At 58.4% G+C, this 24,899-nt stretch carries 21 protein-coding genes and 1 riboswitch; of the genes, 10 read left to right on the top strand and 11 right to left on the bottom strand.

All coding sequences use genetic code 11. The features are described 5' to 3' along the window. Window positions 1–115: 115 nt before the first annotated feature. The gene (locus tag RRU01S_RS00290; RefSeq protein WP_045228238.1) at window positions 116–1,027 is read left to right on the top strand and encodes a LysR family transcriptional regulator; all 912 of its coding nucleotides are present in this window, start codon (window positions 116–118) and stop codon (window positions 1,025–1,027) included. Here the strand turns inward: RRU01S_RS00290 and RRU01S_RS00285 are convergent, their stop codons facing one another. Together RRU01S_RS00285 and RRU01S_RS00280 are read right to left on the bottom strand one after the other, a co-directional pair. Then, window positions 1,028–1,915, bottom strand: coding sequence for a DMT family transporter (locus RRU01S_RS00285; RefSeq protein ID WP_045228286.1), 888 nt, complete (start codon window positions 1,913–1,915; stop codon window positions 1,028–1,030). Window positions 1,916–2,076: 161 nt separating this feature from the next. After that, on the bottom strand, window positions 2,077–3,291 hold the full coding sequence (locus tag RRU01S_RS00280; RefSeq protein WP_045228237.1) for an adenylate/guanylate cyclase domain-containing protein: 1,215 nt from the start codon (window positions 3,289–3,291) through the stop codon (window positions 2,077–2,079). 237 nt (window positions 3,292–3,528) lie between these two features. On the opposite strand from RRU01S_RS00280, the gene RRU01S_RS00275 reads away from it, so the two are divergent. Then, window positions 3,529–4,836: a UDP-glucose dehydrogenase family protein gene (locus tag RRU01S_RS00275; protein WP_045228236.1), complete on the top strand. Its 1,308-nt coding sequence runs from the start codon at window positions 3,529–3,531 to the stop codon at window positions 4,834–4,836. 12 nt (window positions 4,837–4,848) lie between these two features. Further along, complete coding sequence (locus tag RRU01S_RS00270) at window positions 4,849–5,865, top strand: NAD-dependent epimerase (RefSeq protein WP_045228235.1); 1,017 nt, start codon at window positions 4,849–4,851, stop codon at window positions 5,863–5,865. Window positions 5,866–5,895: 30 nt separating this feature from the next. On the opposite strand, the gene RRU01S_RS26395 is transcribed toward RRU01S_RS00270, so the two are convergent. From RRU01S_RS26395 to RRU01S_RS00225, 9 genes are all read right to left on the bottom strand, one after another. Beyond that, window positions 5,896–6,060: a hypothetical protein gene (locus RRU01S_RS26395; protein ID WP_234936012.1), complete on the bottom strand. Its 165-nt coding sequence runs from the start codon at window positions 6,058–6,060 to the stop codon at window positions 5,896–5,898. 346 nt (window positions 6,061–6,406) lie between these two features. Then, on the bottom strand, window positions 6,407–7,192 hold the full coding sequence (locus tag RRU01S_RS00260; RefSeq protein ID WP_045228234.1) for an ABC transporter ATP-binding protein: 786 nt from the start codon (window positions 7,190–7,192) through the stop codon (window positions 6,407–6,409). After that, window positions 7,189–8,208: a FecCD family ABC transporter permease gene (locus RRU01S_RS00255; protein ID WP_045228233.1), complete on the bottom strand. Its 1,020-nt coding sequence runs from the start codon at window positions 8,206–8,208 to the stop codon at window positions 7,189–7,191. The genes RRU01S_RS00260 and RRU01S_RS00255 overlap by 4 nt, the downstream gene beginning before the upstream one ends. Before the next feature lie 2 nt (window positions 8,209–8,210). Further along, entirely contained in the window at window positions 8,211–9,242 is a 1,032-nt protein-coding gene (locus tag RRU01S_RS00250) for an ABC transporter substrate-binding protein (RefSeq protein WP_045228285.1), read from the bottom strand. Between the two features lie 188 nt (window positions 9,243–9,430). Beyond that, window positions 9,431–9,656: riboswitch (cobalamin riboswitch) on the bottom strand. Between the two features lie 147 nt (window positions 9,657–9,803). Beyond that, complete coding sequence (locus RRU01S_RS00245) at window positions 9,804–10,421, bottom strand: hypothetical protein (protein WP_045228284.1); 618 nt, start codon at window positions 10,419–10,421, stop codon at window positions 9,804–9,806. A gap of 158 nt (window positions 10,422–10,579) precedes the next feature. After that, complete coding sequence (locus RRU01S_RS00240) at window positions 10,580–12,919, bottom strand: glucose/quinate/shikimate family membrane-bound PQQ-dependent dehydrogenase (RefSeq protein WP_045228232.1); 2,340 nt, start codon at window positions 12,917–12,919, stop codon at window positions 10,580–10,582. 63 nt (window positions 12,920–12,982) lie between these two features. After that, window positions 12,983–13,945 (bottom strand): asparaginase domain-containing protein, encoded by a 963-nt coding sequence (locus RRU01S_RS00235; RefSeq protein ID WP_045228231.1) that lies wholly within the window; start codon window positions 13,943–13,945, stop codon window positions 12,983–12,985. Continuing rightward, a complete protein-coding gene (locus tag RRU01S_RS00230) occupies window positions 13,942–15,411 on the bottom strand; it encodes an amino acid permease (protein WP_045228283.1) in 1,470 nt (489 codons plus the stop codon). The genes RRU01S_RS00235 and RRU01S_RS00230 overlap by 4 nt, the downstream gene beginning before the upstream one ends. 433 nt (window positions 15,412–15,844) lie before the next feature. Continuing rightward, window positions 15,845–16,558: a FadR/GntR family transcriptional regulator gene (locus RRU01S_RS00225; protein ID WP_045228230.1), complete on the bottom strand. Its 714-nt coding sequence runs from the start codon at window positions 16,556–16,558 to the stop codon at window positions 15,845–15,847. A 151-nt stretch (window positions 16,559–16,709) separates the two neighbouring features. On the opposite strand from RRU01S_RS00225, the gene RRU01S_RS00220 reads away from it, so the two are divergent. The 7 genes from RRU01S_RS00220 (at window position 16,710) to nirD (ending at window position 24,898) form a co-directional block, all read left to right on the top strand. Continuing rightward, entirely contained in the window at window positions 16,710–17,297 is a 588-nt protein-coding gene (locus RRU01S_RS00220) for an ANTAR domain-containing response regulator (RefSeq protein WP_045228282.1), read from the top strand. A gap of 31 nt (window positions 17,298–17,328) precedes the next feature. Further along, on the top strand, window positions 17,329–18,615 hold the full coding sequence (locus tag RRU01S_RS00215; protein ID WP_045228229.1) for a CmpA/NrtA family ABC transporter substrate-binding protein: 1,287 nt from the start codon (window positions 17,329–17,331) through the stop codon (window positions 18,613–18,615). Window positions 18,616–18,983: 368 nt separating this feature from the next. Then, entirely contained in the window at window positions 18,984–20,282 is a 1,299-nt protein-coding gene (locus RRU01S_RS00210) for a CmpA/NrtA family ABC transporter substrate-binding protein (protein WP_045228281.1), read from the top strand. Between the two features lie 19 nt (window positions 20,283–20,301). Next, the gene (gene ntrB, locus RRU01S_RS00205) at window positions 20,302–21,198 is read left to right on the top strand and encodes a nitrate ABC transporter permease (protein WP_045228228.1); all 897 of its coding nucleotides are present in this window, start codon (window positions 20,302–20,304) and stop codon (window positions 21,196–21,198) included. Between the two features lie 14 nt (window positions 21,199–21,212). Next, entirely contained in the window at window positions 21,213–22,010 is a 798-nt protein-coding gene (locus RRU01S_RS00200) for an ABC transporter ATP-binding protein (RefSeq protein ID WP_045228227.1), read from the top strand. Window positions 22,011–22,014: 4 nt separating this feature from the next. Continuing rightward, window positions 22,015–24,465: a nitrite reductase large subunit NirB gene (gene nirB / locus RRU01S_RS00195; RefSeq protein WP_045228226.1), complete on the top strand. Its 2,451-nt coding sequence runs from the start codon at window positions 22,015–22,017 to the stop codon at window positions 24,463–24,465. A gap of 103 nt (window positions 24,466–24,568) precedes the next feature. Then, window positions 24,569–24,898 carry a nitrite reductase small subunit NirD gene (gene nirD, locus RRU01S_RS00190; protein WP_045228280.1) on the top strand — a complete coding sequence of 110 codons (330 nt, stop codon included), beginning with the start codon at window positions 24,569–24,571 and terminating at the stop codon, window positions 24,896–24,898. The last annotated feature ends 1 nt before the right edge of the window (window position 24,899 follow it).

Below are 24,899 nucleotides of genomic sequence, written 5' to 3'. Positions count from 1 at the left end.
TTGAAAGCTGGATATTGACGCGGGGCAATACCCGTTTCATTCTCGTTCCTGATCATATACGGGTTCAAGTGCCGTTTTCAAATGAGGAAAGCGGTTCTGTTGATGCGAGACTGGAATGGACACACGCAGACGGCTGGTTCCCGATATCGTCACCTTGCAGGCCTTCGAATGCGCTGCACGGCACGGCAATTTTACGCGCGCGGCCGAAGAACTCAACCTCACGCAAAGCGCCGTCAGCCGCCAGATCAGCGATCTGGAAGCACAAACCGGCATGCTTTTGTTCGAGCGCATCCGCCGCCGCGTCGTGCTCTCCGATGCGGGCCGCAAGTTTTTGCCGGACGTGCAGAGACTGTTGCAACAGTCGGAACAGTTGATGGTGCGCGCGGTGACCGCTGGGGCGTCCAGCGCCTCGCTCTCCATCGCCACACTACCGACATTCGGCAGCCGCTGGCTTACCCCTCGCCTGCATAAATTCATGGCGCAGCACGCAGACACGGTGCTGACGGTCGGCTCCCGCTCCCAACCTTTCGACTTTGACGAAGAAGGGTTCGACATCGCCATCCACTATGGCCAACCGATCTGGGCGCATGGCACCTGCACCTTTCTTTGCAACGAAGTGATCGTGCCCGTCGCAAGCCCTGCACTTCTCGCCTCGCGCCCTGTAAACACACACGACGACATGCTGGAGGGCCCGCTTCTGCACGTCTCCACGCGGCCGAAACTGTGGACGGAGTGGTTCGAGATGAACGGCCTTGCCTCAGACCGCGCCTATCGCGGCAGCCGTTTCGACCAGTTCTCCATGCTGATTGAAGCCGCCGTCAGTGGCTTAGGCTTTGCGCTCCTGCCGAAATATCTGATTGAAGCGGAATTGAAATCCGGCCTGTTGAACGTGGTGTTCGACGTGCCGCTGCAAACCGAAAACAGCTACTACATCGCCTTGCCGGAAGGGCGGCAGGACAATGTGCTGGCGCGCGCCTTTCAAAACTGGCTGTTGGACGAGGTGGGTAGCGGCGCGAGCAACGCCTGATTACAGGCGATTGCGGAAAAACGGGTTCCAGCGCACGACGCCAAGACGGATTTTCTCACGCATCATTGTCAGCAATCCGGCCGATGCGATGACCACCAGACCGCAAATCGCCAGCGCGTCAGGATACTCCCCGAAGAACGACGCACCGATAGCGACAGCCCACAATATCTGAGAGTAGTGCGATGGTGCGATCTGGCTGGCGGGCGCAATCTTCGTCGCCGTCAGCAAGGTTATCTGACCCACAGCCGTGCACATGCCGATGACGATGAAAGCGCCGATCTGGTTCAGTGTCGGCACCTGAAAATCCGGGATCATCAGGATGCCATTGAATGTCAGTCCATAGAGGATGAGCACACCCATGATCGATGTGCGCTTTTCCCGCCCGGCGAGCGACCGCAGGAGAACGATGGTCAGGCCCGCCAGAAAGGCGACGCAGAGCGCTGCGAAATGTCCGAGTTCCAGCGTCTTGAAACCAGGGCGCACCACCAGAAACACGCCGACGATACCGGCCATGACCGCCGACCAGCGCCACAGCCCGATATCTTCCTTCAGCACCAGTGCCGAGAGAATCGTGACGAAGAGCGGAGAGAGGAAAATCAGCGCATAGGCTTCGGCCAGCGGCACGCTGGTAAAGGCGTAGATGCCCAAAATACCCGCGAAGAGGCCGGAGATTGCCCGCCCATGTACGGCCCAGGGTCTGCTCATGCGCCAGAAATGACGCCAGCGTTCTTCCTTCGGTTTCAGAAAGAAAATGAGGGATGCGGACGACAGAATGCTGAAAAAGCCGATCTCGAAGACGCTGACCTGCGAGCCCAACGACTTGATGGTGGCGTCTCCACAGGAAAAGCTGGCATAGGCGAGCAACCCCAGTAGAAAACCTTTTTGCATGGCAACCGATCCCGACAGGAGAACAGGCAACCGCCTGACATCGAAACGATGCGCTGATGACGGTGATGTGACGATAGCCCCCATCTCTGGCTACGCCTTCCATCACCCCGGCACAAGGCGCAAAAACAGGAAAACCGTTCGCTTCGCCTGTCTTGTCGGCGTCAGCAGATTTCCGGGTCGATGGTGTAAAGCTCATGCGCCCGTGCAAAGCCACGCAGGGCATATCGCCCCATGGAGACCATGAAGCCGCGCATGTTTTCCGGGCACGTTGCCACGAACTCGCGCGACATGACGGTGTCGCGGTCGACCGAGCCGCACAGGCTGCTGATGCGGCTGACCATGTTAACCGCCGGTCCAACCACGGTAAAATCGAGCCGGTTGCGGCTGCCTATGTTGCCGTAGAACACCTCCCCCACATGCAGTCCGAGATAGACATCCGTGGTCGGCAGACCCTCTAGGCGACGCCGGTTGTTTAATACGGTAAGGTTGGTGCGCATCGTGATTTCCGACGCCAGTGCTGCGGCACAACCGGACTGCTGATCGGCATCGCGAAAGATCGCGAGCACCCCGTCACCGATCAACTTCAGCACACTGCCGCCATGGGCATGGATGGCATCGATGACCAGACCGGCATAGTCGTTGAGAAACGGGATGATCTGGTCCGGCTCTGCGCGATCTGAAATACCGGTGAAATCACGCAGATCGGAAAACCACAGGACGGCGTCGATCCTCTCGACCTCACCGCGGGTAATCGTCCCGCTCATGACCTTGCGGCCTGCATCGCGGCCCAGATACACATCGCTGATCGTACCGATGATGCGCATGCAGGACGCGGCCTTGAAGGCCAGCGCAAGCGTTGGCGACAGCATGCGCAGGGCCGCAAGCTCATCGTCGTGAAAGCCTTCGGGGTGGCGGGTCAGCCATTGCGAATAAAACGCATTCATCTCGCCGATGCTGCCACGATCCGTGAAGCGATGGATCGTCGCCAGATAATCGGTATGGCCCAGGCTCTTCAGCTCTCCAAGTTTTCGAAAGGCCGTCTCTTCGCCCAGAAAGAACCGGTGTCGCGCTTCGTTCGCGTTGTCTTGGATAAGCTGGAAAAATACCGAATTTTCCCACGCCTCACGCGCCGTGCCATCATCGGTGAAATCGTAAACGCTGGAGGATTCGAAAATGTCGTGGCTGTCCCACCGAAAGGCATGGCCTTCAAAATCCGGGTGCAATGTGTCCATCAGGATTAGTGCCGAGGAGATGCTGATGCCAGCGGCATTGCATCTCTCGCAAAAGCCAGACAGCAGAACTTCTTCGGCCTGGCCTTCGTAGCCCTGCTGCGAAAGCCAGAGCGCGATATCCGAAAGGCTGGATGGCTGGATCATGGATGCGGATATTCCCCGGGAAGAGCAGTCAGGACGGCAATGAAAGAACGCCGGATACCGACCAAGCGTTGCCCTGCTTTCACAGGGTTTACAACAATTTCTTGAAATCGTCCGTTGAAAACCGGCTGTGCGCTTGGCCCCGGCAGCGAAGGCGGATAAACAGCTACTCAAATTGCTGTTTTGACGCGCAAGAGCGTTGGCGAGTGATCGTCCGCCTTGATCCCGAAAGGTTTTTCGATGCGTATTGTAATGATTGGCTCTGGTTATGTGGGGCTTGTTTCAGGTGCCTGTTTTGCCGATTTCGGTCATGATGTCATCTGCGTCGACAAGATGCCCGAAAAGATCGAGGCGCTGAAAAACGGGCAAATCCCGATTTTCGAGCCGGGCCTCGATGCCATCGTCGCCAGCAATGCCAAGGCAGGCCGCTTGTGCTTCACGACGGACCTGAAAAGTGCCGTCGCGGATGCAGATGCCGTCTTCATCGCGGTCGGCACACCGTCGCGTCGGGGAGATGGCCACGCCGATCTGGCTTACGTCTATGCCGCTGCCCGCGAAATCGCAGCCGCCGTCACAGGCTTTACGGTCATCGTCACCAAGTCCACCGTGCCGGTCGGCACCGGCGACGAGGTGGAGCGCATCATGCGAGAGGAAAACCCGAGCGCCGATATCGCCGTCGTCTCCAACCCGGAATTTCTGCGTGAAGGTGCTGCCATCGACGACTTCAAGCGCCCGGACCGCATCGTCGTCGGCCTGTCAGATGAGCGCGCACGTCCTGTCATGACCGAGGTCTACCGCCCGCTTTACCTCAACCAGTCGCCGCTGCTGTTCACCACGCGCCGCACGTCAGAACTGATCAAATATGCCGCTAACGCTTTCCTCGCCATGAAGATCACCTTCATCAACGAGATGGCAGACCTGTGCGAAAAGGTCGGTGCGGACGTTCAGGATGTGTCCCGCGGCATCGGTCTTGATGGCCGCATCGGCGGAAAATTCCTGCATGCAGGCCCCGGCTATGGCGGTTCGTGCTTTCCAAAGGACACGCTGGCGCTGGCCAAGACCGCACAGGATTATGACAGCCCGGTTCGCCTGATCGAGACGACGATTGCCGTCAATGATACCCGCAAACGCGCCATGGGCCGCAAGGTCATTGCCGCCGTGGGTGGCGATATCAGAGGGAAGAAGGTTGCGGTTCTCGGCCTCACCTTCAAGCCGAACACCGACGATATGCGCGACAGCCCGGCCATTGCCGTCGTTCAGACCTTGCAGGATGCGGGCGCCAAAGTGACGGGTTACGATCCCGAAGGCATGGTCAATGCGCGGCCTTTGATGGAGGGCATCGAATATGCTGATGGACCTTACGAGGCGGCACAGGGAGCCGATGCGGTGGTGATCGTGACCGAATGGAACCAGTTCCGCGCGCTCGACCTTGACCGCCTGAAATCCATCATGGCGTCACCGGTTCTGGTGGACTTGCGCAATATCTATCGTCCGGATGAAGTCACCGCCCATGGCTTCACCTATGCCGGTATCGGCCGGTCATCATAGGAAGGCGAAAACATGCGATATCTGATTACCGGCACGGCAGGTTTCATCGGCTTTCACCTGGCAAAGCGTTTGCTGGATGATGGCCATTTCGTCGTCGGCTTCGATGGCATGACGCAATATTACGATATTGCGCTCAAAGAAAAACGCCACACAATTCTAGCCCGCTCCAATGGCTTCAAGGCCCAGATCGGCATGCTGGAAGATGCCGATGCGCTGAACCGCGCCGCTGATCTCGCCGAGCCGGAAGTGATCATCCATCTCGCGGCACAGGCCGGTGTGCGCTACAGCATCGATTGCCCGAAGGACTACGTCAACTCCAACCTGATCGGCTCCTGGAACATTCTGGAGCTGGCAAAGACGTTGCAGCCTCAGCATCTGCTGCTGGCTTCAACATCCTCGATCTATGGCTCGAACGAAAAAGTGCCTTTCGCTGAAAGCGACAAGGCCGACGAGCCGATGACGATCTATGCCGCCACCAAGAAATCCATGGAGCTGATGGCGCATAGCTACGCGCATCTGCACAAGGTGCCGACAACGGCCTTCCGCTTTTTCACGGTCTATGGCCCGTGGGGTCGCCCTGATATGGCGCTGTTCAAATTCGTGGATGCGATTTTGAAGGGCCAGCCCATCGACATCTACGGTGAAGGCAAGATGAGCCGCGACTTCACATATATCGACGACCTGGTCGAAGGCATCGTAAGGCTCAGCCACATCGCGCCATCGGAAGACAACCGCGTGACCGAAGACGGCGTGACCGACACGCTGTCGAAACATGCGCCGTTCCGCGTCGTCAATATCGGCGGCGGCCAGCCGGTGGAACTGATGCGTTTCGTTGAAACGGTCGAAGATGTTCTCGGCCAGAAGGCCATCCGCAACATGCTGCCGATGCAGCAAGGCGATGTGCCGCGCACCTTCGCCTCGCCCGATCTGCTGCGCGCACTGACTGGTTATGCGCCTGACATCACTATCGAAACAGGCGTTGCCGCTTTCGTGGACTGGTATCGCAACTGGCAATCCGGCAAGGCCTGATCTCTCAGGCCGCCGGATTTCCGAGTGTCTTTAGCTGTTGGCCTCTTCGCCCTCACCGGCCTGAAACAGGCGGGTGAGTTCGGCGCAATTCGGATCGGTCGCATCCAGCAACTGTACCGGTGACGTCCAGCCCAGCGTATAACCAGCCGCCGTAGCGATCGCCCATGACGGGTCTTCGCCAGCGCGCTGAAGCAACTTCGGTCCCTGCGCTGCGATACATTGCTACGATTGCTGGATGGATTGGGCCGATGCATTTGCGCCTTGCATACGCTCCTGCACATCGGCCTGAATGGGGTTGAGGACGAAAAGCGTGATGAACCATGCGGCAATATCGGAAAGCATAAAAACCTCTGTACTCGGCGAAGATGTCGGGAAAGGTCCGACATCGTGAAAGCGCCGAGACTTTCACCAGAGGGGCCCGGACCAGCGGGTTGGTCCAGATGTGGGAGGCAACTTTTTCAATTCAAGAGAGGCGCAGTCGATTTCGATTGCGCTAATAAACGAGGCCACCTCGCAGCAGAAGACGTGGCAGCGACGCTGATTATGAGGTTGATAGCGTCTCATCGCGGGGTGGTCGGTAGCGAATGTGGCAGATGTCGTCATCCCCGCGCTCGACATCCACAGCCACGCCAAAGACATCGCCAATCAGATCAGCCGTGAAGACGGTGGATGGCTTGCCAAGCGCAACCAGTTCACCACGTTTCATAACCGCAACACGGTCGCAGAACATCGCGGCGTGGTTCAGATCGTGAAGGGCAGCAGCAACGGTCAGCCGCTGCTTGCGCACCAGATGCAGAAGCGCGATCTGATGGCCGATATCGAGATGGTTGGTCGGCTCGTCCAAAAGCAGAATATCCGGCTTTTGCGCCAAGGCGCGGGCGATGTGCAGCCGTTGCCGTTCCCCGCCCGACAGCGTATGCCACATACGTTTGGCGAGATGGTCGGCGTCCACATCCCGCAATGCCTGATCGACGATGGCATCATCTTGCGCAGACCACGGAGATAGAGCGCCTTTGTGCGGCGTGCGCCCGAGTTCAACGGCCTGGCGGGCATTGATCCGCTCCTGCGTTTCGGCCTGCTGTTCGACCAGCGCGATAGAGCGCGCGACATCCCGGCAGTTGAGGCTCTGCATGGCCTTTCCATCGAGCGTCACTTGACCGGATTTAGCTTTCCTAATGCCGCAGAGAAGCGACATGAGGCTGGTCTTGCCGGAACCGTTGGGACCGACGACGCCCAAAAACTCTCCCGGCTTGATCTCGAGGCTGACATTTTTGACGATCTCGACGCCACCAGCAGACCAGCATAGATTATGTGCACATAACATCATACCGACCTCCGTCGCTGGCTGAGAATGAGTGCGAAAGCCGGTGCACCGAATAATGCGGTGATGACGCCGATGGGCAGGACCTGGCCCGTGATGATGGTGCGCGAGACGATATCGGCCGCAATCATGAACACGGCCCCCGTCAAGGCTGCCGCAGGCAGCAGTCGCCCGTGGCGAATGCCGACGATCATGCGTGCGGCATGGGGAATGACGAGCCCGATGAAACCGATGGAGCCGACGATGCTGACCATGATGGCCGTCATCAGGGCACAGATGCCGGTGAGAACGATATAGACGCGGCGTACCGGTATGCCGAGGGACGCGGCGGATTCGGAACCAAAGGTGAAAGCATCCAGCGCGCGTGCATACCACAGACAGACGATGAAACCGCCGATGGCGACTGGCAAGGCCAGCCAGACATCCGGCCAGCGAACACCAGACAGGTTGCCCAGCAGCCAGAACATGATGCCCCGCGCCTGTTCGGCGTTCGCCGCCTTGGTGACGATGAAGGACGTGGTGGCATTGAACAGCTGTGAGCCGGCGACACCCGCCAGAATGATGGCGCTGTTGCCGCTGCCCGCCCGCAAGGCCAGCAGGCTGACAAGTGCGAACGCCACCAGCGCACCGAGAAATGCGCCCAGCGGCATGCTCAGCATACCCGCACCGAAGCCGAGAATGGCGACACCGACAGCGCCCGTCGATGCCCCCGCCGAAATGCCGAGAATATAGGGATCGGCCAGCGGATTGCGCAAAAGCGCTTGCAGAACGACGCCCGATAGCGCCAGTGCCGCACCACAGCAGGCGGCGACCACCGCCCGGCTGAGGCGGTAGTTCCAGATAATGCCTTCATCGATGGCGTCGAGTGGATAGCCCGCATGGAACACACGGTTTGCCACGGTTTTGGCGACGACATCCATGGGAATGGATGTCTCGCCAATGGCGGCACCGAGCCAAAGTGCCAGGGCCAGAAACCCGGCCGCCAGCAACACGGCACGGGTAAGGGTGAAACAAGCACCCATTCCTACTTGGACAGTCCAAGCTGGACGACGGCGTCGGCCAGAACTTCAATACCTTCGATAGTGCGGATGGTCGGGTTCATGGCCTGCGCATCCATGACGACGACATGGCCCTGCTTGACGGCAGGCATCAGGCTTGCGACCGGGTCTTCCTTCAGAAATTTTTCCTTAACGACGATGTCGTCCGCTGGGTAGCGCTTGCGATCCATCTTACCGGCGACGATCAGCGTCGGCTGCGACTTTGCGATGGTCTCCCAACCCACCGTTGGCCATTCCTCGTCGCTGTCGATGACATTCTTGATGCCGAGTGCCGACATGATGTAACCGGGCGCACCATTCTTGCCTGCGACGTAAGGGTCGATATCCAGTTCGGCGCTGGAGAACCAGAAAACGGCGGAAAGTTTGCCATCCACGGACGCGATCTTCTTGCGTGCCACCTCTTCGCGGGCCTTGAGATCAGCCACCAGCTTTTCGCCCTTGTCCTGGACGTTGAAGATTTTGGCGAGATCGGTCACTTCCTGGTAGATCAGGTCCATGGTGAAGACGGAATGGCGAACGCCGTCGCCGCCGCTGGAATTATCCTTCCCCGTGCAATCGGCAGGCGATATGTAAACCGGTATCTTCAGTTCTTCGAACTGTTCTGGCTTGGCAACCACGCCTTCAGGACCGACATGCCACTGGAACTGCGCCGTCACCAAGTCAGGCTTTTTGGCCAGAACGCTCTCAAAGCTTGGATCATTATCGGCCAGACGGTCGATCTTGGCATTGGCCTCTTCGTAACCCTTGATGACAGGGCCGATCCACACCGCAGTGCCGACGACCTTGTCGGCAAGACCGAGCATATAAAGAATTTCCGTGGTGCTTTGACCGATCGAAACGGTGCGCTCTGGCGCATGCGTGAAGGTCACGTCGCGACCGCAGTTCTGGATCGTCAGCGGATAGGTCGTTTCAGCCGCTTGAGCTGACGGGATCGATGCGCCGATTGTCGCGACGGCAAACGTCGCAGCACACAGCAGGTGTCTGAAATGGAATGTCATTTTTCGATAGTCCCCGATCGTCATGGGCGGCACAGACGGCCACCGTTTATGAACATGTTTCAACAGTCAGCCCGCAAAACGCAGCACTGGGACGATCTGAAACCGGGACATGGCAGATGGAATAAGGCGCTGGGCAGCGCTTGATGCAATCACGACGTCTCCTGCTCCGGGCATCCCCGCCCGTGAATTGGAATGAACTTATGACGGCAGGTCTCCTGGCTCACGGATTTGCGTCTTCACCCAACCTTCCCGCGATCGTGCTTCGCAGTGGTATGACGCTTGTAAAAAGCGCCAATGGGTTCGACAATCCGCTCACAGTTGCGGGGGCAGCCACGGCATCGGACCAAAGTCCTCACCGTATTCCCTATTATTCCTCACGATTGCTCGCTCGAAACCGTCATGGCCAGATAGACTCATTCAGCACATGCCGTCAAGCAGAGCTTTTGTAATGTTATTACATTTTAGTGCAAGTGCTTTGTGCACCGGACATAAAATATGGCCGAGAGCATTATCTCGGCCATTTCCAAACTGCGGCATCCATTTTCTACGACGTCGAACACGTCACATTGGCGGAACGACACCGTTGGTGCCGACCACGACCCGGCCACTCGACAGGGCGCCATCCGCGGCCTTTCCGGACGGCACGAACACTGTCGCACCCGCCTTTATGTCGGCAACGGTCGCAGGCGCGAAGGTAACGACCGGCGTGCCATCCGGTATCGAAATCTTTTTTTCCTTGCCCTTATAGGCAACCGTTAAGGTACGGCCATCGACCGATTTGACGGCGTCGGCAACGGTGGCGTTGGTCATGGAGCTATTCGGCTTCAGATCCCAGGCATAACTGCCTTCGCCGGTGCCCTTCATGGCTGCGGGAAAAATCAGCACCTCGAGTGCGCCGTCTCCACCACTGGCTGTGGGCAGAGAAGCAATGCCAACGTAATCGCCCGGCTTGATGTCATCGACGGATGCCTTGGCGACGCTTGAAACCTGCCAGCCATCTTTGAGCATGATCTTGGCACTGGCACCCTCACGGGTTTTGACCGACAAAGTCGTGCCATCAAGGCTTTCGACCGTGCCGCGCACCCGCACCGCATCGGCAGCCTGTGCCGCAAGGCAGGTTGCGATTGTCAGCACGGTGCTCGTAATCGCTGTCGTACAAGTCTTGGAAAAGGATCGCATCTTGGTTTCCTTCAGGAGCCCAGTCGTCTCAAACCGCCGGTGGGCGTGGGCGAAATCCACCAGTGTTGTCTTGAGACAGCCCGAAGAATCACATGTGCGACCCAGGTGTCAAAACAATGAAAGCCGCCAAACAAGGTTGGCGGCTTCTTTAGGGTAGATCAGGGCAGCGTGTAGGCGATAACGTAGTCACCCGGTTTCGTGCCGACAGAGCCGTGACCACCCGCGACCATGACCACATACTGCTTGCCGTCATCCATGGCATACGTCATCGGCGTCGCCTGGCCACCTGCGGGCAGACGTCCTTCCCACAGCTGCTTGCCCGATGTCAGGTCATAAGCGCGCAGATAATTGTCGACCGCAGCACCGAGGAACGCAACGCCACCCTTGGTGATCATCGGACCACCGATGCCGGGAACGCCAACCTTGAAGGGCAGCGGCAGCGGCGTCATGTCATAGACCGTCCCGTTCTTGTGCTTGTAGGCAACATCGCCGGTACGCAGATCGGCACCTGCAACATAACCCCATGGCGGTGCCTGGCAGGGAACGCCGAGCGGTCCGAGGAACGGGCCCATCAACACGCCATAGGGCGCGCCATCATTGCGGTTCAGGCCTTGTTCGCTACCCTTCTGATCCTGCTCCTTTGGCGGAATCTGTGCGCGTGGCACGAGCTGCGATGTGAAGGCTAGATAGGTGGGCATGCCGAACATCACCTGACGCTCGGGATCAACCGCGACGGAACCCCAGTTGAAGGTACCAAAGTTGCCGGGATAAATCAGAGAACCATTCAGCGATGGCGGCGTGTAGCGGCCCTCATAGTTCAGCTGGTGAAACTTGATGCGGCAGGCCAGCTGGTCGAACATCGACACGCCCCACATGTTCTTTTCCACCAGCGGATCTGGTTTGAACGACAAAGCGGATGTCGGCTGTGTCGGCGCACTGAAATCTTCAGGAATGGCACCACCGGGCGCCTTTTCTTCCGTCACCGCAAGTATCGGCTCGCCGCTGCGTCGGTCGAGAACGTAAATGTCACCCTGTTTGGTGGGGCCAACCAAAGCCGGAACGGTCTGACCATCCTTTTTCGTAATATCGAGCAACACAGGCTGCGCCGGAACATCCATGTCCCAGAGATCGTGATGCACGGTCTGGCGCACCCAGCGATCCTGCCCCGTGTTGATATCGAGTGCCACGATGGAGGACGAGTATTTCTCGACGCTTTCGCTGCGGCCCATGCCCAGCTGGTCAGGGACCTGATTTCCAAGCGGAATATAAACGAGACCCAGCGCTTCATCGACGCTGAAGACCGACCAGCTGTTGGGAGAGTTGGTCGTGTAGGTCTGGCCCGGCTGCAACGGCCGCGTCTGAGTTGGATTTCCCGAATCCCAATTCCAGATCAAGGCACCGGTGTTGACGTCGAACGCTCTGATGACACCGGACTGCTCCTGCGTCGAGTAGTTGTCGTTGACGGCACCACCGATGATGATTTTGTTGCCGACGATGACGGGCGGCGAGGTCGAGTAATAGTAACCAGCCGGATTGTGCTCCATGCCGGATGCCAGTTGCAGCGTGCCGTTGTCGGCAAAGGAATTGCACACGAGGCCTGTCAAGGCATCAAGCGCGATCAGGCGAGCATCCGACGTCGGCAGATAGACGCGCTGGGCACAGGGCGCACCGGCCTGAACGGCGGGGTCGGCGTAATAGGTCACCCCACGGCAGGTCTGATGCTGACGATCAGGGTTCATGCCTGCGTTGGGATCGTATTTCCACTTTTCCTTGCCGGTCGCCGCATCGATGGCAATGGCCCAATTGTGCGGTGTGCAGAGATAAAGCGAGTTTCCCACTTTTAAGGGAGTCACCTGATAGGTTGTCTCGCCCACATCATCCGGCAGCTTCACGTCGCCCGTCTGGTAACGCCAAGCTTCCTTCAGCTCACCGACATTGTCCGTGTTGATCTGCGCCAAGGGCGAATAGCGCTGGCCGTAAGACGTGCGGCCATATTGGTGCCATTCACCATCGGGAACCGCGTTTCCATAGGATGGCGACGCTGTCACGACCTCTGTGGGAAGCGCCCCCTCCATATCCTGCGGGTCCTGCGTCATCGCATAAGCGGCAGCGCCGACCGAAACGAGAACGGCTGTCAGCAATGGCACGGCGTTTGCGCCATAGGTGGTGCCGGTTGGGCTGGTAAAGCCCAGCGGCTTTCTGATCCATGGCATCAACAGCCACATGCCGATGACGATGATGAAACCGCCGCGTGGCCCGAGCTGCCACCAGTCGAAGCCGACTTCCCAAAGCGCCCACAACAGGGTGGCGATGACGAACGCGGCATAAAAATGCAGTGCCAGCTTGTTTCTTTGAAACAACAAAACAGCGGTCACCACAAATGCGATGCCCGCCAATGCGTAATAGAAGCTTCCGCCCAGCATGACGAGCTGAGAACCAAAGCCGAAAATTGCAAGTCCAATAAGCGTCAGGATGACTGCAGTGGATGTAACTGCCATAAAATGCCCCCAGTGGTCTCCCACGCGGGAAACACCATCAGGCCTCAAAGGTTCCCGAAAAAATCACGATTTTGCCACTTTTTCAAAATCGGCGAATGCGGTCCGCATGTCGTCACTACTTTTGGCCGTAGCAACCAGAGCCGCAAGCAGAATTCTCGCCTGGCCCGCCCGCAATGTCCGCGAATGAATGGCGCCTGCTGCACCCAGATCATAGCCACCGCCGCCACCACCGTAACCGGCCACGAGAACGCCGGTGGGCACCCGGCTGGAAACGACCACTGGCACACCAGCATCGCGGCAGCGGCTGACAGCATCGACAATGCGAATATTGGCATTGCCCGAGCCCAAGGCCGCCAGAACGATGCCGTCAACGCCCGCATTTAAACTGGCGTCGATATGTGTGGCGTCACACCCCGGATGGATCGCGACGATATCCACCCTGACGTTTTTGACGCTGGCCATGAGACCGGGGCTTTGCGGACAGATGGCTTTTCCGGCCAGATCGAACGCATCGCGTGCATCGGACGAGTGTTTGTAAAGGCCCCATGCTGGCAGGAGTTTTCCGCCGAAACAGACAAGAACACCTTTTTCACTGTTGGACGGATCGATGCAAGCATCGATAGCAGCCGCAAGATTGTCCGGGCCATCGGCCTGCGGGTGATCTGCGGTAAATTGCGCGCCGGTAAAGATGACGGGCTTGGTCACTTGGTGCTGGAGGTGCACCAGAAGCGCGCTTTCCTCCATGGCGTCGGTGCCGTGGAGAATAACGATACCCGACACGGCGGGATCGACCAGTTCCTTGGCCACCGCGTCGCTGATATGCTGCATATCCGACAGCGTCAGGCTGGACGAATCCTTCGCCATCAACTCGACGGGCTTTATCAGCACATCGGCGCCTGAAAGCCCCGACACCAGCGTCTCGCCTGAAAGTGCCGGTTTGGCGGCGCCGGTTTCATCGCGTGTGCTGGCAATGGTGCCGCCGGTGGCGATGACGGCCACCAGCTTTGTCGATTGCCCAATGCTCACGGCTCGCCTCGAGCGCCAGCGCGTCTTGACGTTTCGGCTTTCGCCAGTTCATGAATGCGATTTCGCAACAGATACCATCCCGCAACAAGAGCCGGCACGATGATGACGAGCGAACCGACCGTCAACGTACCAGCAGGATAATCCAGCGCCATCAGAACCAGCACGCCGAGAAGAAAGACAAGGGTCAATATGCCGGTGTAAGGCGCGCCAAACATTCTGAAATCAGGACGGTTCATTTCCCCCCGCCGCGACAGATGCCACAGCTTGAGTTGGCATAACACGATGACACCCCACGCGCAAATGATGCCAAGCGCCGAAAGATTGAGAGCAATTTCAAAAGCCGCGGCCGGTACAATGGCGTTGAGAATGACGCCGATGACGGTGACGACAGCGGTCACCGCGATACCGCCATAGGGCACCCCCGCCTTGTTCATCTTGGCGAGTGCAGCAGGCGCGGAACCTGAAACTGCCATGGAGTGCAAAATGCGCCCGGTGGAGTAAAGCCCGGCATTGAGCGACGACAAAACCGCCGTCAGCACCACGAGGTTCATGATGATATCGGCACCTTCGATGCCGATGGAGCCGAAGAATGTCACGAACGGGCTCTCGCCTGCTTTATAGGCCGTGTAGGGCAACAGCAGCGTCAGCAGCAGAACCGAGCCGACATAAAACACCAGCAACCGGAACACCACCGTGCGGATGGCACCGGGAATGACCTTGCGCGGATCTTCGGTTTCACCCGCGGTGGTGCCGATCAATTCGATGGAGGCATAGGCGAACAGCACCCCTTGAATGATGATGAAGGCGGGCAGGATGCCATTGGGGAAGAAACCGCCATTGTCGGTAATCAGGCTGAAGCCCGTGACATGCCCTTCGATCAGCGTGCCGAAAATGACGAAATAGATGCCGACGATAAGGAAGGTGGCAAGCGCGACGACCTTGATGAGGCTGAACCAGAATTCCAGCTCGCCGAACACCTTCACCGACAGCATGTTCATGGCCAGCACGATGATGAGCGCACCCAGCGCAAAGACCCATTGGTCGATGCCCTGCAACCAGGGCACATATTGCTTGAAGAAATTCATGTAGATGGCAACAGCCGTCACATCGGCAACTGATGTCATGGCCCAGTTCAGCCAATACATCCAGCCGACCGCAAAGGCCATTTTCTCGCCGTAGAATTCCCGGGCATAGGAAACAAACGAGCCAGAGGACGGGCGGTGCATGATGAGCTCGCCCAGGGCACGCAGCACCAGAAATGCAAAGAAGCCACAGATGGCGTAAACGAACACAAGAGCAGGACCAGCAGCGGCCAAGCGCCCGCCTGCGCCGAGGAAAAGACCTGTTCCGATGGCGCCGCCAATGGCGATCATCTGGATTTGCCGAGGTTTTAGAGCTTTGTGATATCCAAGGTCCTCCTGAAACTGCGTATCGCGGTCATCATGGTGCTGATTTGACTGGTTCACTGACAATCGCCCCTCCCTCAGAGCTTCAGTCAGCCGCAAATTCCTATCGTTCAGCGGGCAGATGCCAGCCTCACGATATCGGCGGCTTTGACGTTAAACTTCTAATAAAACGTATAGAAATATGATTCTGTTATGCTGCAAGACAGATTTACACGTCCAAATACTGATCGTCTTTTGCGACGTCAAGTCTCAATCCAGATGGGTTCGTACCCCGCCGCCAAGCGATTCAGCTATCCCAACAGCTGTTTGAAGGCTGGGAAACGTAACTGCCAGTGCACGGAACGCTATTGCCTCATCAGCAACGCGGCATTGAAGAATCGAGGAGTAGGCACATGAGGAGTGCGTCGCAACGCGCCGTTGGCGGCTATAAAGGAGTGCGGTTGTGATGACGTGGCAGATATCGTCAAAAGTCTAGGAGAGCAAACGACGTGCCTTACCGCAGCGCTTCTTCATCGCCCAGAATGGTGGTGACGATCTGCTTGACCTGGCTCAGATGCGCATCCATAGCGCTTCGTGCGGTTTCATCCGAACCAGCGGCAATAGCCTCGGCAATCAGCCGATGTTCGACATTGGACGCGATGCGTCGCGGTGCCATGATGTTCAGCAATTCCGATTGCTGGCTGAGCGAGCCACGCGCATCCGAGACGATTTTCGCAAACACGGAATTACCGGAGGCCTCGGCGATGGCGCTATGGAACTCCGAATCCAGCTTGACCCATTTGTGTGGATCTTCCTGCGCATCCATGGCGTCGCAGAGGCTGAGAATACGAGAGAGCTGCTCGCCGCTGCGTCGCACCGCAGCCCAACCGGCAGCGGGAACCTCGATATAGGGCCGGGCCTCGATCAGATCACGGGCCGAATATCCTCCATAACTCAGTTCGGGGCTTGGTCTGTCGGTCAAAACGAATGTGCCACTGCCCGTGCGGGTCTGCGTCATGCCAAGCGTTTGCAGGGACCGCAGGGCTTCGCGCACGATGGGTCGGCTGACGCCGTATTTTCCCGCAAGATGCGTTTCGGCAGGCAGCCGCGTGCCCACGGTCAATCGCCCGGAGACTATCGCCAGACGCAAATCTTCGAACACCGATTCCGCCGCACTTTTCCGGCTGATCGGGCTTGTTTCTGATAACCAGTCCACCCCTGCACTCATATGACAACCTTTTATAAACACGAGATCGTTGTCAAGGCGTGGAGGGAGCGTCTTGTGGGTTTTGCTAAAACAAAAAACGACAAATTTGCCTGATTTTTAGTCGCGGTGAAAAAGATTGCAAATGATTGTGCGCTGCGTCATCAATGCGCGCATGACGCTGCGCGACCTGACCATTCTGGTGATCGATGAAAACGCCATTCGCGCCTCCATTATCGAGGAAGGATTGCGAGAGGCGGGGCATGACCGCGTGACTGTCATCCACGAAGTCCATGGCGTGGCACGCATCATCGACACACTCTGTCCCGACGTCATCGTTATCGACATCGAAAATCCCAACCGGGACATGATGGAGCATTTGTTTCAACTGACCCGCACGGTGGGCCGACCCATCGCCATGTTCGTGGATCGCTCCGACACCGCATCCATCGAAGCCGCAGTCGAAGCGGGCGTTTCTGCCTATATTGTTGATGGGCTCAAGAAAGAGCGCGTCAAACCCATCCTCGATATGGCGGTCAGCCGTTTCAACGCCTTCAGCCGCCTGAAGCGGGAACTCGCCGATGCCAAATCGGCGCTTGAGGACCGCAAGATCGTGGAGCGCGCTAAGGGCATTCTGATGAAGATGCGCGGCCTGTCCGAAGAGGAAGCCTTCGCACTTTTGCGCCAGACGGCGATGAACGAAAAGAAAAAACTGTCCGAGATTGCGCAAAGCGTGGTCACGGCTGCCGGCTTGCTGATGTGAGCGGCGCGGGACAGGAAAGGAAGCATAGGATATGACGACCATCGTCAGCGAGACACCGGAAGGCGGCAGCGCAGACAGTGCGCCAGCTCTTGTTGGCAATGACCGCCAACGCACTTTGCGCGCGGGCTTCATTCCGCTGGTCGACGCATCCGTTCTGATTGCCGCCGCCGAATTCGGCTTTGCCGAGAAGGAAGGCCTGAAGCTCGATCTCGTGAAAGACGTGTCCTGGGCCAATGTGCGCGACCGCTTGGCGTTTCGGCAGTTCGATATCGCCCATATGCTGTCTCCCATGCCGGTCGCCTCGATGCTCGATCTGGGCTCCAACCCCTCCCCGACCATAACCCCATTTTCGTTGGGGCGTGGCGGCAATGCGATTACGCTGTCGACACGGCTGTTTGCGCGCATGCGTGAAGTGGCAGGAATTTCCGAAACCGCAAGTGCGCTTGATAATGCCAAGGCGCTGAAAACGCTTCTGGATGAGATGCGCACACGCGGCGAAACCACACCGACCTTCGGTGTGACCTATCCCTTCTCATCGCACAATTACGAGTTCCGTTACTGGCTGGCGGCTGGCGGCATTCACCCTGACAAGGACGTCAAACTCGTCGTCGTGCCGCCACCGCTGACATCCGACGCCCTTGCCGCTGGTGCTATCGACGGCTTTTGCGTCGGCGCGCCGTGGAATATGATGGCAAGCGAACGCGGCATTGGCCGCATCGTTGCTGCCAAACAGGACATCTGGCCATCGGCACCAGAAAAGGTCGTCGGCATGCGACCGGAATGGGCGGATGCGCAACCCGAAGCCGTCTCGCGTCTTCTGGTGGCACTGGATGCCGCTGCGCGCTGGTGTGACGACACGGAAAACCACGGCGCTTTGGCCGAGACATTGGCGGATGCGAAATACATCGCCGCGCCCGAGGAGATCATTCGCCAAGTGCTGGCCGGACGCTTCAGTGTCGATGCACAGGGCAACCAGCGCGTCATCGAGCGCTATTTTACGTTCCATGAGAATTTCGCCAATTACCCACGCAAGAGCCAGGCTCTATGGATCTACAGCCAGATGATCCGCTGGGGACAGACCAACTTTACGCAGCAAGCTGCTCATGCTGCGGCATCAGCCTATCGCAGCGATCTTTACCGCAACGCCTTGGGTACCAGCAACGCGCCGCCTGAGTCCGATATGCGCATCGAAGGCGATACGGATGGCGATCGTTTCATGGATGGCCATGTCTTCGACCCGAGCATGATTGAGGCGTACGTGAAAGGCTTCGCAGTCAGTGCAGACAATCTCGGATCGGCCAGCCCCGAAGACGCCTGATTGTAACGCACTGCACAAATGCTGCGCATCGAAAAAGCTTCTCAGACATCATGTGCGCAAAATATGAGCCGTCAATTTCACGATTAAATTTTGAACAAAGACCACAGAATTCAGGAATAACGTTTTTATATCAAAAGCTTATTTACGAACCAACAAACTGGCACACTAGTTGCTTGATATAAAACACTCGGTCAACGGCGATCGAGGATAAAAGCGCTTCACTGCTGCTTACCAACGACACTGACGTCGCAAGGTTTTTGCTGACCGGGACCTCCCTCCCGGCAAACGCAATCTCCGAGCGGCGTTTTTTTATTTTTACTTTTCGCAAACAGCGCCGGAACGGCGGATCAAAAATGGGGAACATGCGCATGAAACCGACATTCACCGGCACCATAAGCCGCCGCAGCATGCTGAAGACCACCGCCACCGCTGCCCTGATCACCGCCATGAAATCCGCCTTCCCATCCGGCGCATTTGGTGCAACCGCAGCACCGGAAGTGACGGGTGCCAAACTCGGCTATATCGCGCTGACGGATGCAGCACCCCTCATCGTCGCGTCGGAAAAAGGTCTCTTCGCCAAGCATGGCATGCCCGATGTGGAAGTTGCTAAACAGGCATCCTGGGGTGCGACACGCGACAATCTCGTTCTCGGCGGTGCATCCAACGGCATCGATGGTGCGCATATTCTGACCCCCATGCCCTACCTCATGCACACGGGCAAGGTGACGCAGAACAATGTACCGGTGCCGATGGCCATTCTCGCCCGCCTCAATCTCGACAGCCAGGGCATCTCGGTTGCCAAGGAATATGCCGACACCGGCGTGCAGCTCGATGCTTCCAAGCTGAAGGCAGCCTTTGAAAAGAAGAAGGCCGAGGGCAAGGAGACCAAGGCGGCCATGACCTTCCCCGGCGGCACGCATGATCTGTGGATTCGCTACTGGCTGGCGGCTGGCGGCATCAACCCGGACAAGGATGTCTCCACCATCGTCGTTCCCCCACCGCAGATGGTAGCCAATATGAAGGTCGGCAACATGGATGTGTTCTGTGTGGGCGAGCCGTGGAACGAGCAACTGGTCAACCAGGGCATCGGCTTCACCGCCTGCACCACCGGCGAGTTGTGGAAGGGCCATCCCGAAAAGGCGCTCGGCATGCGCGCCGACTGGGTGGAGAAGAACCCGAATGCCGCAAAAGCCATTCTCATGGCCGTGATGGAAGCCCAGCAATGGTGCGACAGCATGGACAACAAGGACGAGATGTCGGCCATTCTGGGCAAGCGCCAGTGGTTCAACGTTCCGCCGAAGGATGTGCTGGGTCGCCTGAAGGGTGACATCAATTACGGCAATGGCCGCGTGGCACATGGCACCGATTTGCAGATGAAATTCTGGAAGGACGGCGCATCCTACCCGTTCCAAAGCCATGACAGCTGGTTCATCGCCGAGAATGTCCGCTGGGGCAAGTTTGCGCCCGATACCGACATCAAGGCGCTGGTATCCCAGGTCAACCGCGAAGACCTGTGGCGCGAAGCCGCCAAGGAACTGGGCGTGGCAGCAAGCGATATCCCCACATCGAAATCCCGCGGCAAGGAAACCTTCTTCGACGGCAAGACCTTCGACCCGGAAAACCCATCCGCCTATCTCGACAGCCTCTCGATCAAAGCCGCCTCTTAAAAAGCGACAGGATAGACCCATGACCGCAACTGCCCGCAAGACAGACAGCATGGCAACGGCCACCGCCATCCCGAAAAGCGGCACCGTGATCGCCATCGACCGCCGCAAGGCACCGGCGTTGAATGCCAAAAAGATCGCCGCCGCCATAACCCGCAACGTCGTTCCGCCGCTGGTCGTGCTGGTGTTGATGCTTGGCATCTGGCAGATGCTCTGTTCCTCCCCCGGTGCAACGCTGCCGCCGCCGAGCCAAGTGTTTCAGGAAAGCTATGACCTGATCGTCTATCCCTTCTTCGTCTATGGTTCGCAGGATATCGGACTTGGCTGGCGGGTTCTGATTTCGCTGGAGCGTGTGGCCTATGGCTTCGGGCTTGCCGCTGTTGCAGGCGTCATCCTCGGTGCCATCGTCGGTCAGTCCATCTGGGCGATGCGCGGTCTGGACCCGATCTTTCAGGTGCTGCGCACCGTGCCGCCGCTGGCATGGCTGCCGCTGTCGCTGGCTGCCTTTCAGGACAGCAATCCATCGGCCATTTTCGTGATCTTCATCACCTCCATCTGGCCGGTCATCATCAACACCGCCGTTGGCGTGCGCAACATCCCACAGGATTACCGCAACGTGGCGCAGGTGCTGCGGCTGAACCAGCTGGAGTTTTTCTACAAGATCATGTTGCCATCCGCCGCCCCTTACATCTTCACGGGTCTGCGGATCGGTGTCGGCCTCTCATGGCTTGCCATCGTTGCGGCCGAAATGCTGACCGGAGGCGTCGGCATCGGCTTCTTCATCTGGGACGCATGGAATTCCTCGCGCCTGCCCGACATCATCGTTGCACTCGCCTATATCGGCGTCGTCGGCTTCGTGCTGGACAAGCTGGTGGCCGCACTCGGCAACATCGTCACCCGTGGCGCAGCGGCGAATTGAGGAGGAGAGCAACCATGAACGCCTATCTCAAGCTCGATAACATCGACAAATATTTCGACAAGGGCGGTAGCCGCGCCGAGGTGCTGAAGGGCATCAACCTCACCATCGGCAAGGGCGAATTCGTCTCGGTCATCGGCCATTCCGGCTGCGGCAAGTCCACTATGCTGAACCTCATCGCGGGGCTGACCAAGGTTTCCTCCGGCGTCGTTCTCCTGGAAAACCGCGAGGTAAACGAACCCGGCCCGGAACGCGCCGTGGTGTTCCAGAACCACAGCCTGCTGCCATGGCTGAGCGTCTATGAAAACGTCAATCTCGGCGTGGAAAAGGTCTTCCGCTATTCGAAGACCAAGGCAGAGCGCCACGAATGGGTGATGCGCAATCTGGACCTCGTGCAGATGGCCCATGCCAAGGACAAGAAGCCATCGGAAATTTCCGGCGGCATGAAGCAGCGCGTCGGCATTGCCCGTGCGCTGGCGATGGAGCCGAAAATCCTGCTGCTGGATGAGCCCTTCGGCGCGCTCGATGCGCTGACCCGCGCCCATTTGCAGGATGCGGTCATGGAAATCCATGCCCGTCTTGGCAACACCATGGTCATGATTACCCATGATGTCGACGAGGCCGTGCTGCTTTCCGACCGCATCGTCATGATGACCAATGGCCCTGCCGCCCATATCGGCGAAATTCTCGATGTGCCGCTGCCAAGGCCGCGCCACCGCATCGAGCTTGCATCCGACCGAACCTACCTCAAATGCCGCGAAGCCGTGTTGAAGTTCCTCTATGAACGTCACCGCTTCGTCGAAGCTGCGGAGTAAAATCATGACAGAAAAACTTGTCATCATCGGAAACGGCATGGCGCCTGGACGCATGCTGGAAGAACTCTTCGAGAAAGCCCCTGATCGATATCAGGTCACGATTTTCAACGCCGAGCCTCGCGTCAATTACGACCGCATCATGCTCTCGCCGGTGCTGTCGGGTGAGAAGTCCTATGAGGACATCATCATCCATGGTGATGGCTGGTATATCCAGCACGGCATTACGCTCTATAAGGGTCACCGCATCGTCAATATCGACCGCGCGGCGAAGACGGTAACGTCAGATCATGGCGTCACCGAAAGCTATGACAAGCTGGTCATCGCCACCGGCTCCGTTCCCTTCATCATTCCCGTTCCGGGCAAGGATTTGCCCGGCGTCATCACCTATCGCGATCTTGACGATGTCGATGCCATGCTGCTGGCCGCCCAATCCAGAGCGAAGGCCGTCGTTATCGGCGGCGGGTTGCTGGGGCTGGAGGCCGCAGCCGGTCTTTCCATGCGCGGCATGGACGTGACCGTTCTGCATGTGATGCCGACGCTGATGGAGCGTCAGCTCGATCCGGCAGCGGGCTACCTGCTGCAAAAGGCGATGGAAGATCGCGGCATCAAGGTCATCACCAAGGCCAATACCAAGCAGATCGTCGGCACCGACAAGGTGGAGGGCATCGAACTCGACAATGGCACCATCATCCCCGCCACGCTGGTGGTGATGGCGGTTGGTATTAGGCCCAATATCGGCCTTGCGAAGGAGGCAGGCCTTGCCGTCAATCGCGGCATCGTCGTGGATGCGGGCATGCAGACATCGGACGGCGATATTCTCTCTGTCGGGGAATGCGCCGAAGTGGATGGCATGGTCTATGGCCTCGTCGCCCCGCTTTACGAAATGGCGCGGGTGGCCGCTGCGCATCTGGCGGGCGACACCACACCGGCCTTCGTGCATGCGGATACGCCGACGAAGCTCAAGGTTACCGGCATCAACCTCTTCTCCATCGGTGATTTTGCCGATGGCGACGACCGAGAGGAGATCGTGCTGCGCGATGCCACCGCAGGCGTCTACAAGCGCGTGATCCTCAAAGACAACCGCATTATCGGCACCGTTCTCTACGGTGAAACCTCTGACGGAGCCTGGTTCAACGACCTGAAGAAAAAGGGCGTCGATATCTCCGCCATGCGCGACACTCTCATTTTCGGCCAGTCCTATCAGGGAGGGTCCCCACTGGACCCTATGGCGGCCGTTGCAGCCTTGCCGGATGATGCGGAAATCTGTGGCTGTAACGGCGTTTGCAAGGGCAAGATCACCTCGACCATCACCGGCAAGGGGCTGACGTCGCTTGACGATGTGCGCGCCCACACCAAGGCATCGGCATCCTGCGGCTCCTGCACGGGCCTTGTGGAACAGTTGATGACGCTGACGCTGGGCGACAGCTACAACCCGGCAGCCGTGCAGCCCATGTGTACCTGCACGGAGCTTGGACACGACGACGTGCGCCGTCTGATCAAGGCCAAGAGCCTGAAAACCATTCCTGCCGTCATGCAGGAACTGGAGTGGAAGACCTCCTGCGGCTGCGCCAAATGCCGCCCGGCGCTGAACTACTATCTCGTGTCCGACTGGCCGGATGAATATGCCGACGATTACCAGTCGCGCTATATCAATGAGCGTGTCCACGCCAACATCCAGAAGGATGGCACCTATTCCGTCGTGCCACGCATGTGGGGCGGCGTGACCAATGCCAACGAATTGCGCGCCATCGCGGACGTTGTCGACAAGTTCGAGATACCCATGGTGAAGGTGACAGGCGGCCAGCGTATCGATCTTCTCGGCATCGAAAAGGAAGACCTGCCCGCCGTCTGGGCCGATCTCGGCAAGGCCGGTTTCATCTCCGGTCAGGCCTATGCCAAGGGCTTGCGCACCGTCAAAACCTGCGTCGGATCGGACTGGTGCCGCTTTGGCACGCAGGATTCGACAGGCTTTGGCATCCGCGTCGAAAAATTCATGTGGGGTTCCTGGACGCCCGCCAAGCTGAAGCTTGCCGTCTCCGGCTGTCCGCGCAACTGCGCCGAAGCCACCTGCAAGGATATCGGCGTGATCTGCGTCGACAGCGGCTATGAAATCCACTTCGCCGGTGCCGCCGGTCTCGACATCAAGGGGACGGAAGTTCTGGGCCTCGTCAAAACCGAGGACGAGGCGCTTGAGCATATCGTGGCTCTGACGCAGATGTACCGCGAACAGGGCCGTTACCTGGAGCGCATCTACAAATGGGCCAAGCGCATCGGTTACGACGAAGTTCGCCGCCAGATCATGGGTGATGCCGAAAAGCGCAAGGCTTACTTCGACCGCTTCGTCTTCAGCCAGAAATTCGCACAGGTCGATCCCTGGTCGGAGCGCGTATCCGGCGAACACAAGCACGAGTTCAAACCGATGGCGACCATCGGCTTTAATCAAGCCGCAGAGTGACCGCCCGTCTTTAAGGCAGGCTGGACGCGTGGGCAGTCGGGTGGGCGGAAAGAGGAGTTTCCGCCCACCCGGAGACATCATCGAGAAGGACAGGATGAACGCAATGAACTGGGTCGATATAGGCGACATCTCCGACATTCCTCTGCGCGGCGCGCGCTGCGTAAAAACGCCCTCCGGCAAGATCGCGGTGTTCCGCACGGCGGACAACGATGTCTATGCCATCGAAGACCATTGTCCGCACAAGGGTGGACCGCTGAGCCAAGGCATTGTCCACGGCGCATCGGTCACATGTCCGCTGCACAACTGGGTCATCTCGCTGGAAACCGGCAAGGCGCTGGGCGCGGATGAGGGTGCCGTGCGCACCATTCCCGTACGCAACGTGGACGGCAAGCTGTCGATTTCAATCGAAAGCCTCATGATCGCGGCGGAGTGAG

The sequence above is a fragment of the Agrobacterium rubi TR3 = NBRC 13261 genome (genome assembly GCF_000739935.1).
GTDB lineage: Bacteria > Pseudomonadota > Alphaproteobacteria > Rhizobiales > Rhizobiaceae > Agrobacterium > Agrobacterium rubi.
Note: the sequence above shows the minus strand (reverse complement) of the source record. Positions and strands in the feature narration are given on the sequence as shown.

What these genes read in the sequence shown, in the direction of transcription:
- RRU01S_RS00290 (WP_045228238.1), top strand. Translation starts at nt 116, where the DNA reads ATGGACACACGCAGACGGCTGGTTCCCGATATCGTCACCTTGCAGGCC.
- RRU01S_RS00285 (WP_045228286.1), bottom strand. Translation starts at nt 1,915, where the DNA reads ATGCAAAAAGGTTTTCTACTGGGGTTGCTCGCCTATGCCAGCTTTTCC.
- RRU01S_RS00280 (WP_045228237.1), bottom strand. Translation starts at nt 3,291, where the DNA reads ATGATCCAGCCATCCAGCCTTTCGGATATCGCGCTCTGGCTTTCGCAG.
- RRU01S_RS00275 (WP_045228236.1), top strand. Translation starts at nt 3,529, where the DNA reads ATGCGTATTGTAATGATTGGCTCTGGTTATGTGGGGCTTGTTTCAGGT.
- RRU01S_RS00270 (WP_045228235.1), top strand. Translation starts at nt 4,849, where the DNA reads ATGCGATATCTGATTACCGGCACGGCAGGTTTCATCGGCTTTCACCTG.
- RRU01S_RS00260 (WP_045228234.1), bottom strand. Translation starts at nt 7,192, where the DNA reads ATGATGTTATGTGCACATAATCTATGCTGGTCTGCTGGTGGCGTCGAG.
- RRU01S_RS00255 (WP_045228233.1), bottom strand. Translation starts at nt 8,208, where the DNA reads ATGGGTGCTTGTTTCACCCTTACCCGTGCCGTGTTGCTGGCGGCCGGG.
- RRU01S_RS00250 (WP_045228285.1), bottom strand. Translation starts at nt 9,242, where the DNA reads ATGACATTCCATTTCAGACACCTGCTGTGTGCTGCGACGTTTGCCGTC.
- RRU01S_RS00245 (WP_045228284.1), bottom strand. Translation starts at nt 10,421, where the DNA reads ATGCGATCCTTTTCCAAGACTTGTACGACAGCGATTACGAGCACCGTG.
- RRU01S_RS00240 (WP_045228232.1), bottom strand. Translation starts at nt 12,919, where the DNA reads ATGGCAGTTACATCCACTGCAGTCATCCTGACGCTTATTGGACTTGCA.
- RRU01S_RS00225 (WP_045228230.1), bottom strand. Translation starts at nt 16,558, where the DNA reads ATGAGTGCAGGGGTGGACTGGTTATCAGAAACAAGCCCGATCAGCCGG.
- RRU01S_RS00220 (WP_045228282.1), top strand. Translation starts at nt 16,710, where the DNA reads ATGACGCTGCGCGACCTGACCATTCTGGTGATCGATGAAAACGCCATT.
- RRU01S_RS00215 (WP_045228229.1), top strand. Translation starts at nt 17,329, where the DNA reads ATGACGACCATCGTCAGCGAGACACCGGAAGGCGGCAGCGCAGACAGT.
- RRU01S_RS00210 (WP_045228281.1), top strand. Translation starts at nt 18,984, where the DNA reads ATGAAACCGACATTCACCGGCACCATAAGCCGCCGCAGCATGCTGAAG.
- ntrB (WP_045228228.1), top strand. Translation starts at nt 20,302, where the DNA reads ATGACCGCAACTGCCCGCAAGACAGACAGCATGGCAACGGCCACCGCC.
- RRU01S_RS00200 (WP_045228227.1), top strand. Translation starts at nt 21,213, where the DNA reads ATGAACGCCTATCTCAAGCTCGATAACATCGACAAATATTTCGACAAG.
- nirB (WP_045228226.1), top strand. Translation starts at nt 22,015, where the DNA reads ATGACAGAAAAACTTGTCATCATCGGAAACGGCATGGCGCCTGGACGC.
- nirD (WP_045228280.1), top strand. Translation starts at nt 24,569, where the DNA reads ATGAACTGGGTCGATATAGGCGACATCTCCGACATTCCTCTGCGCGGC.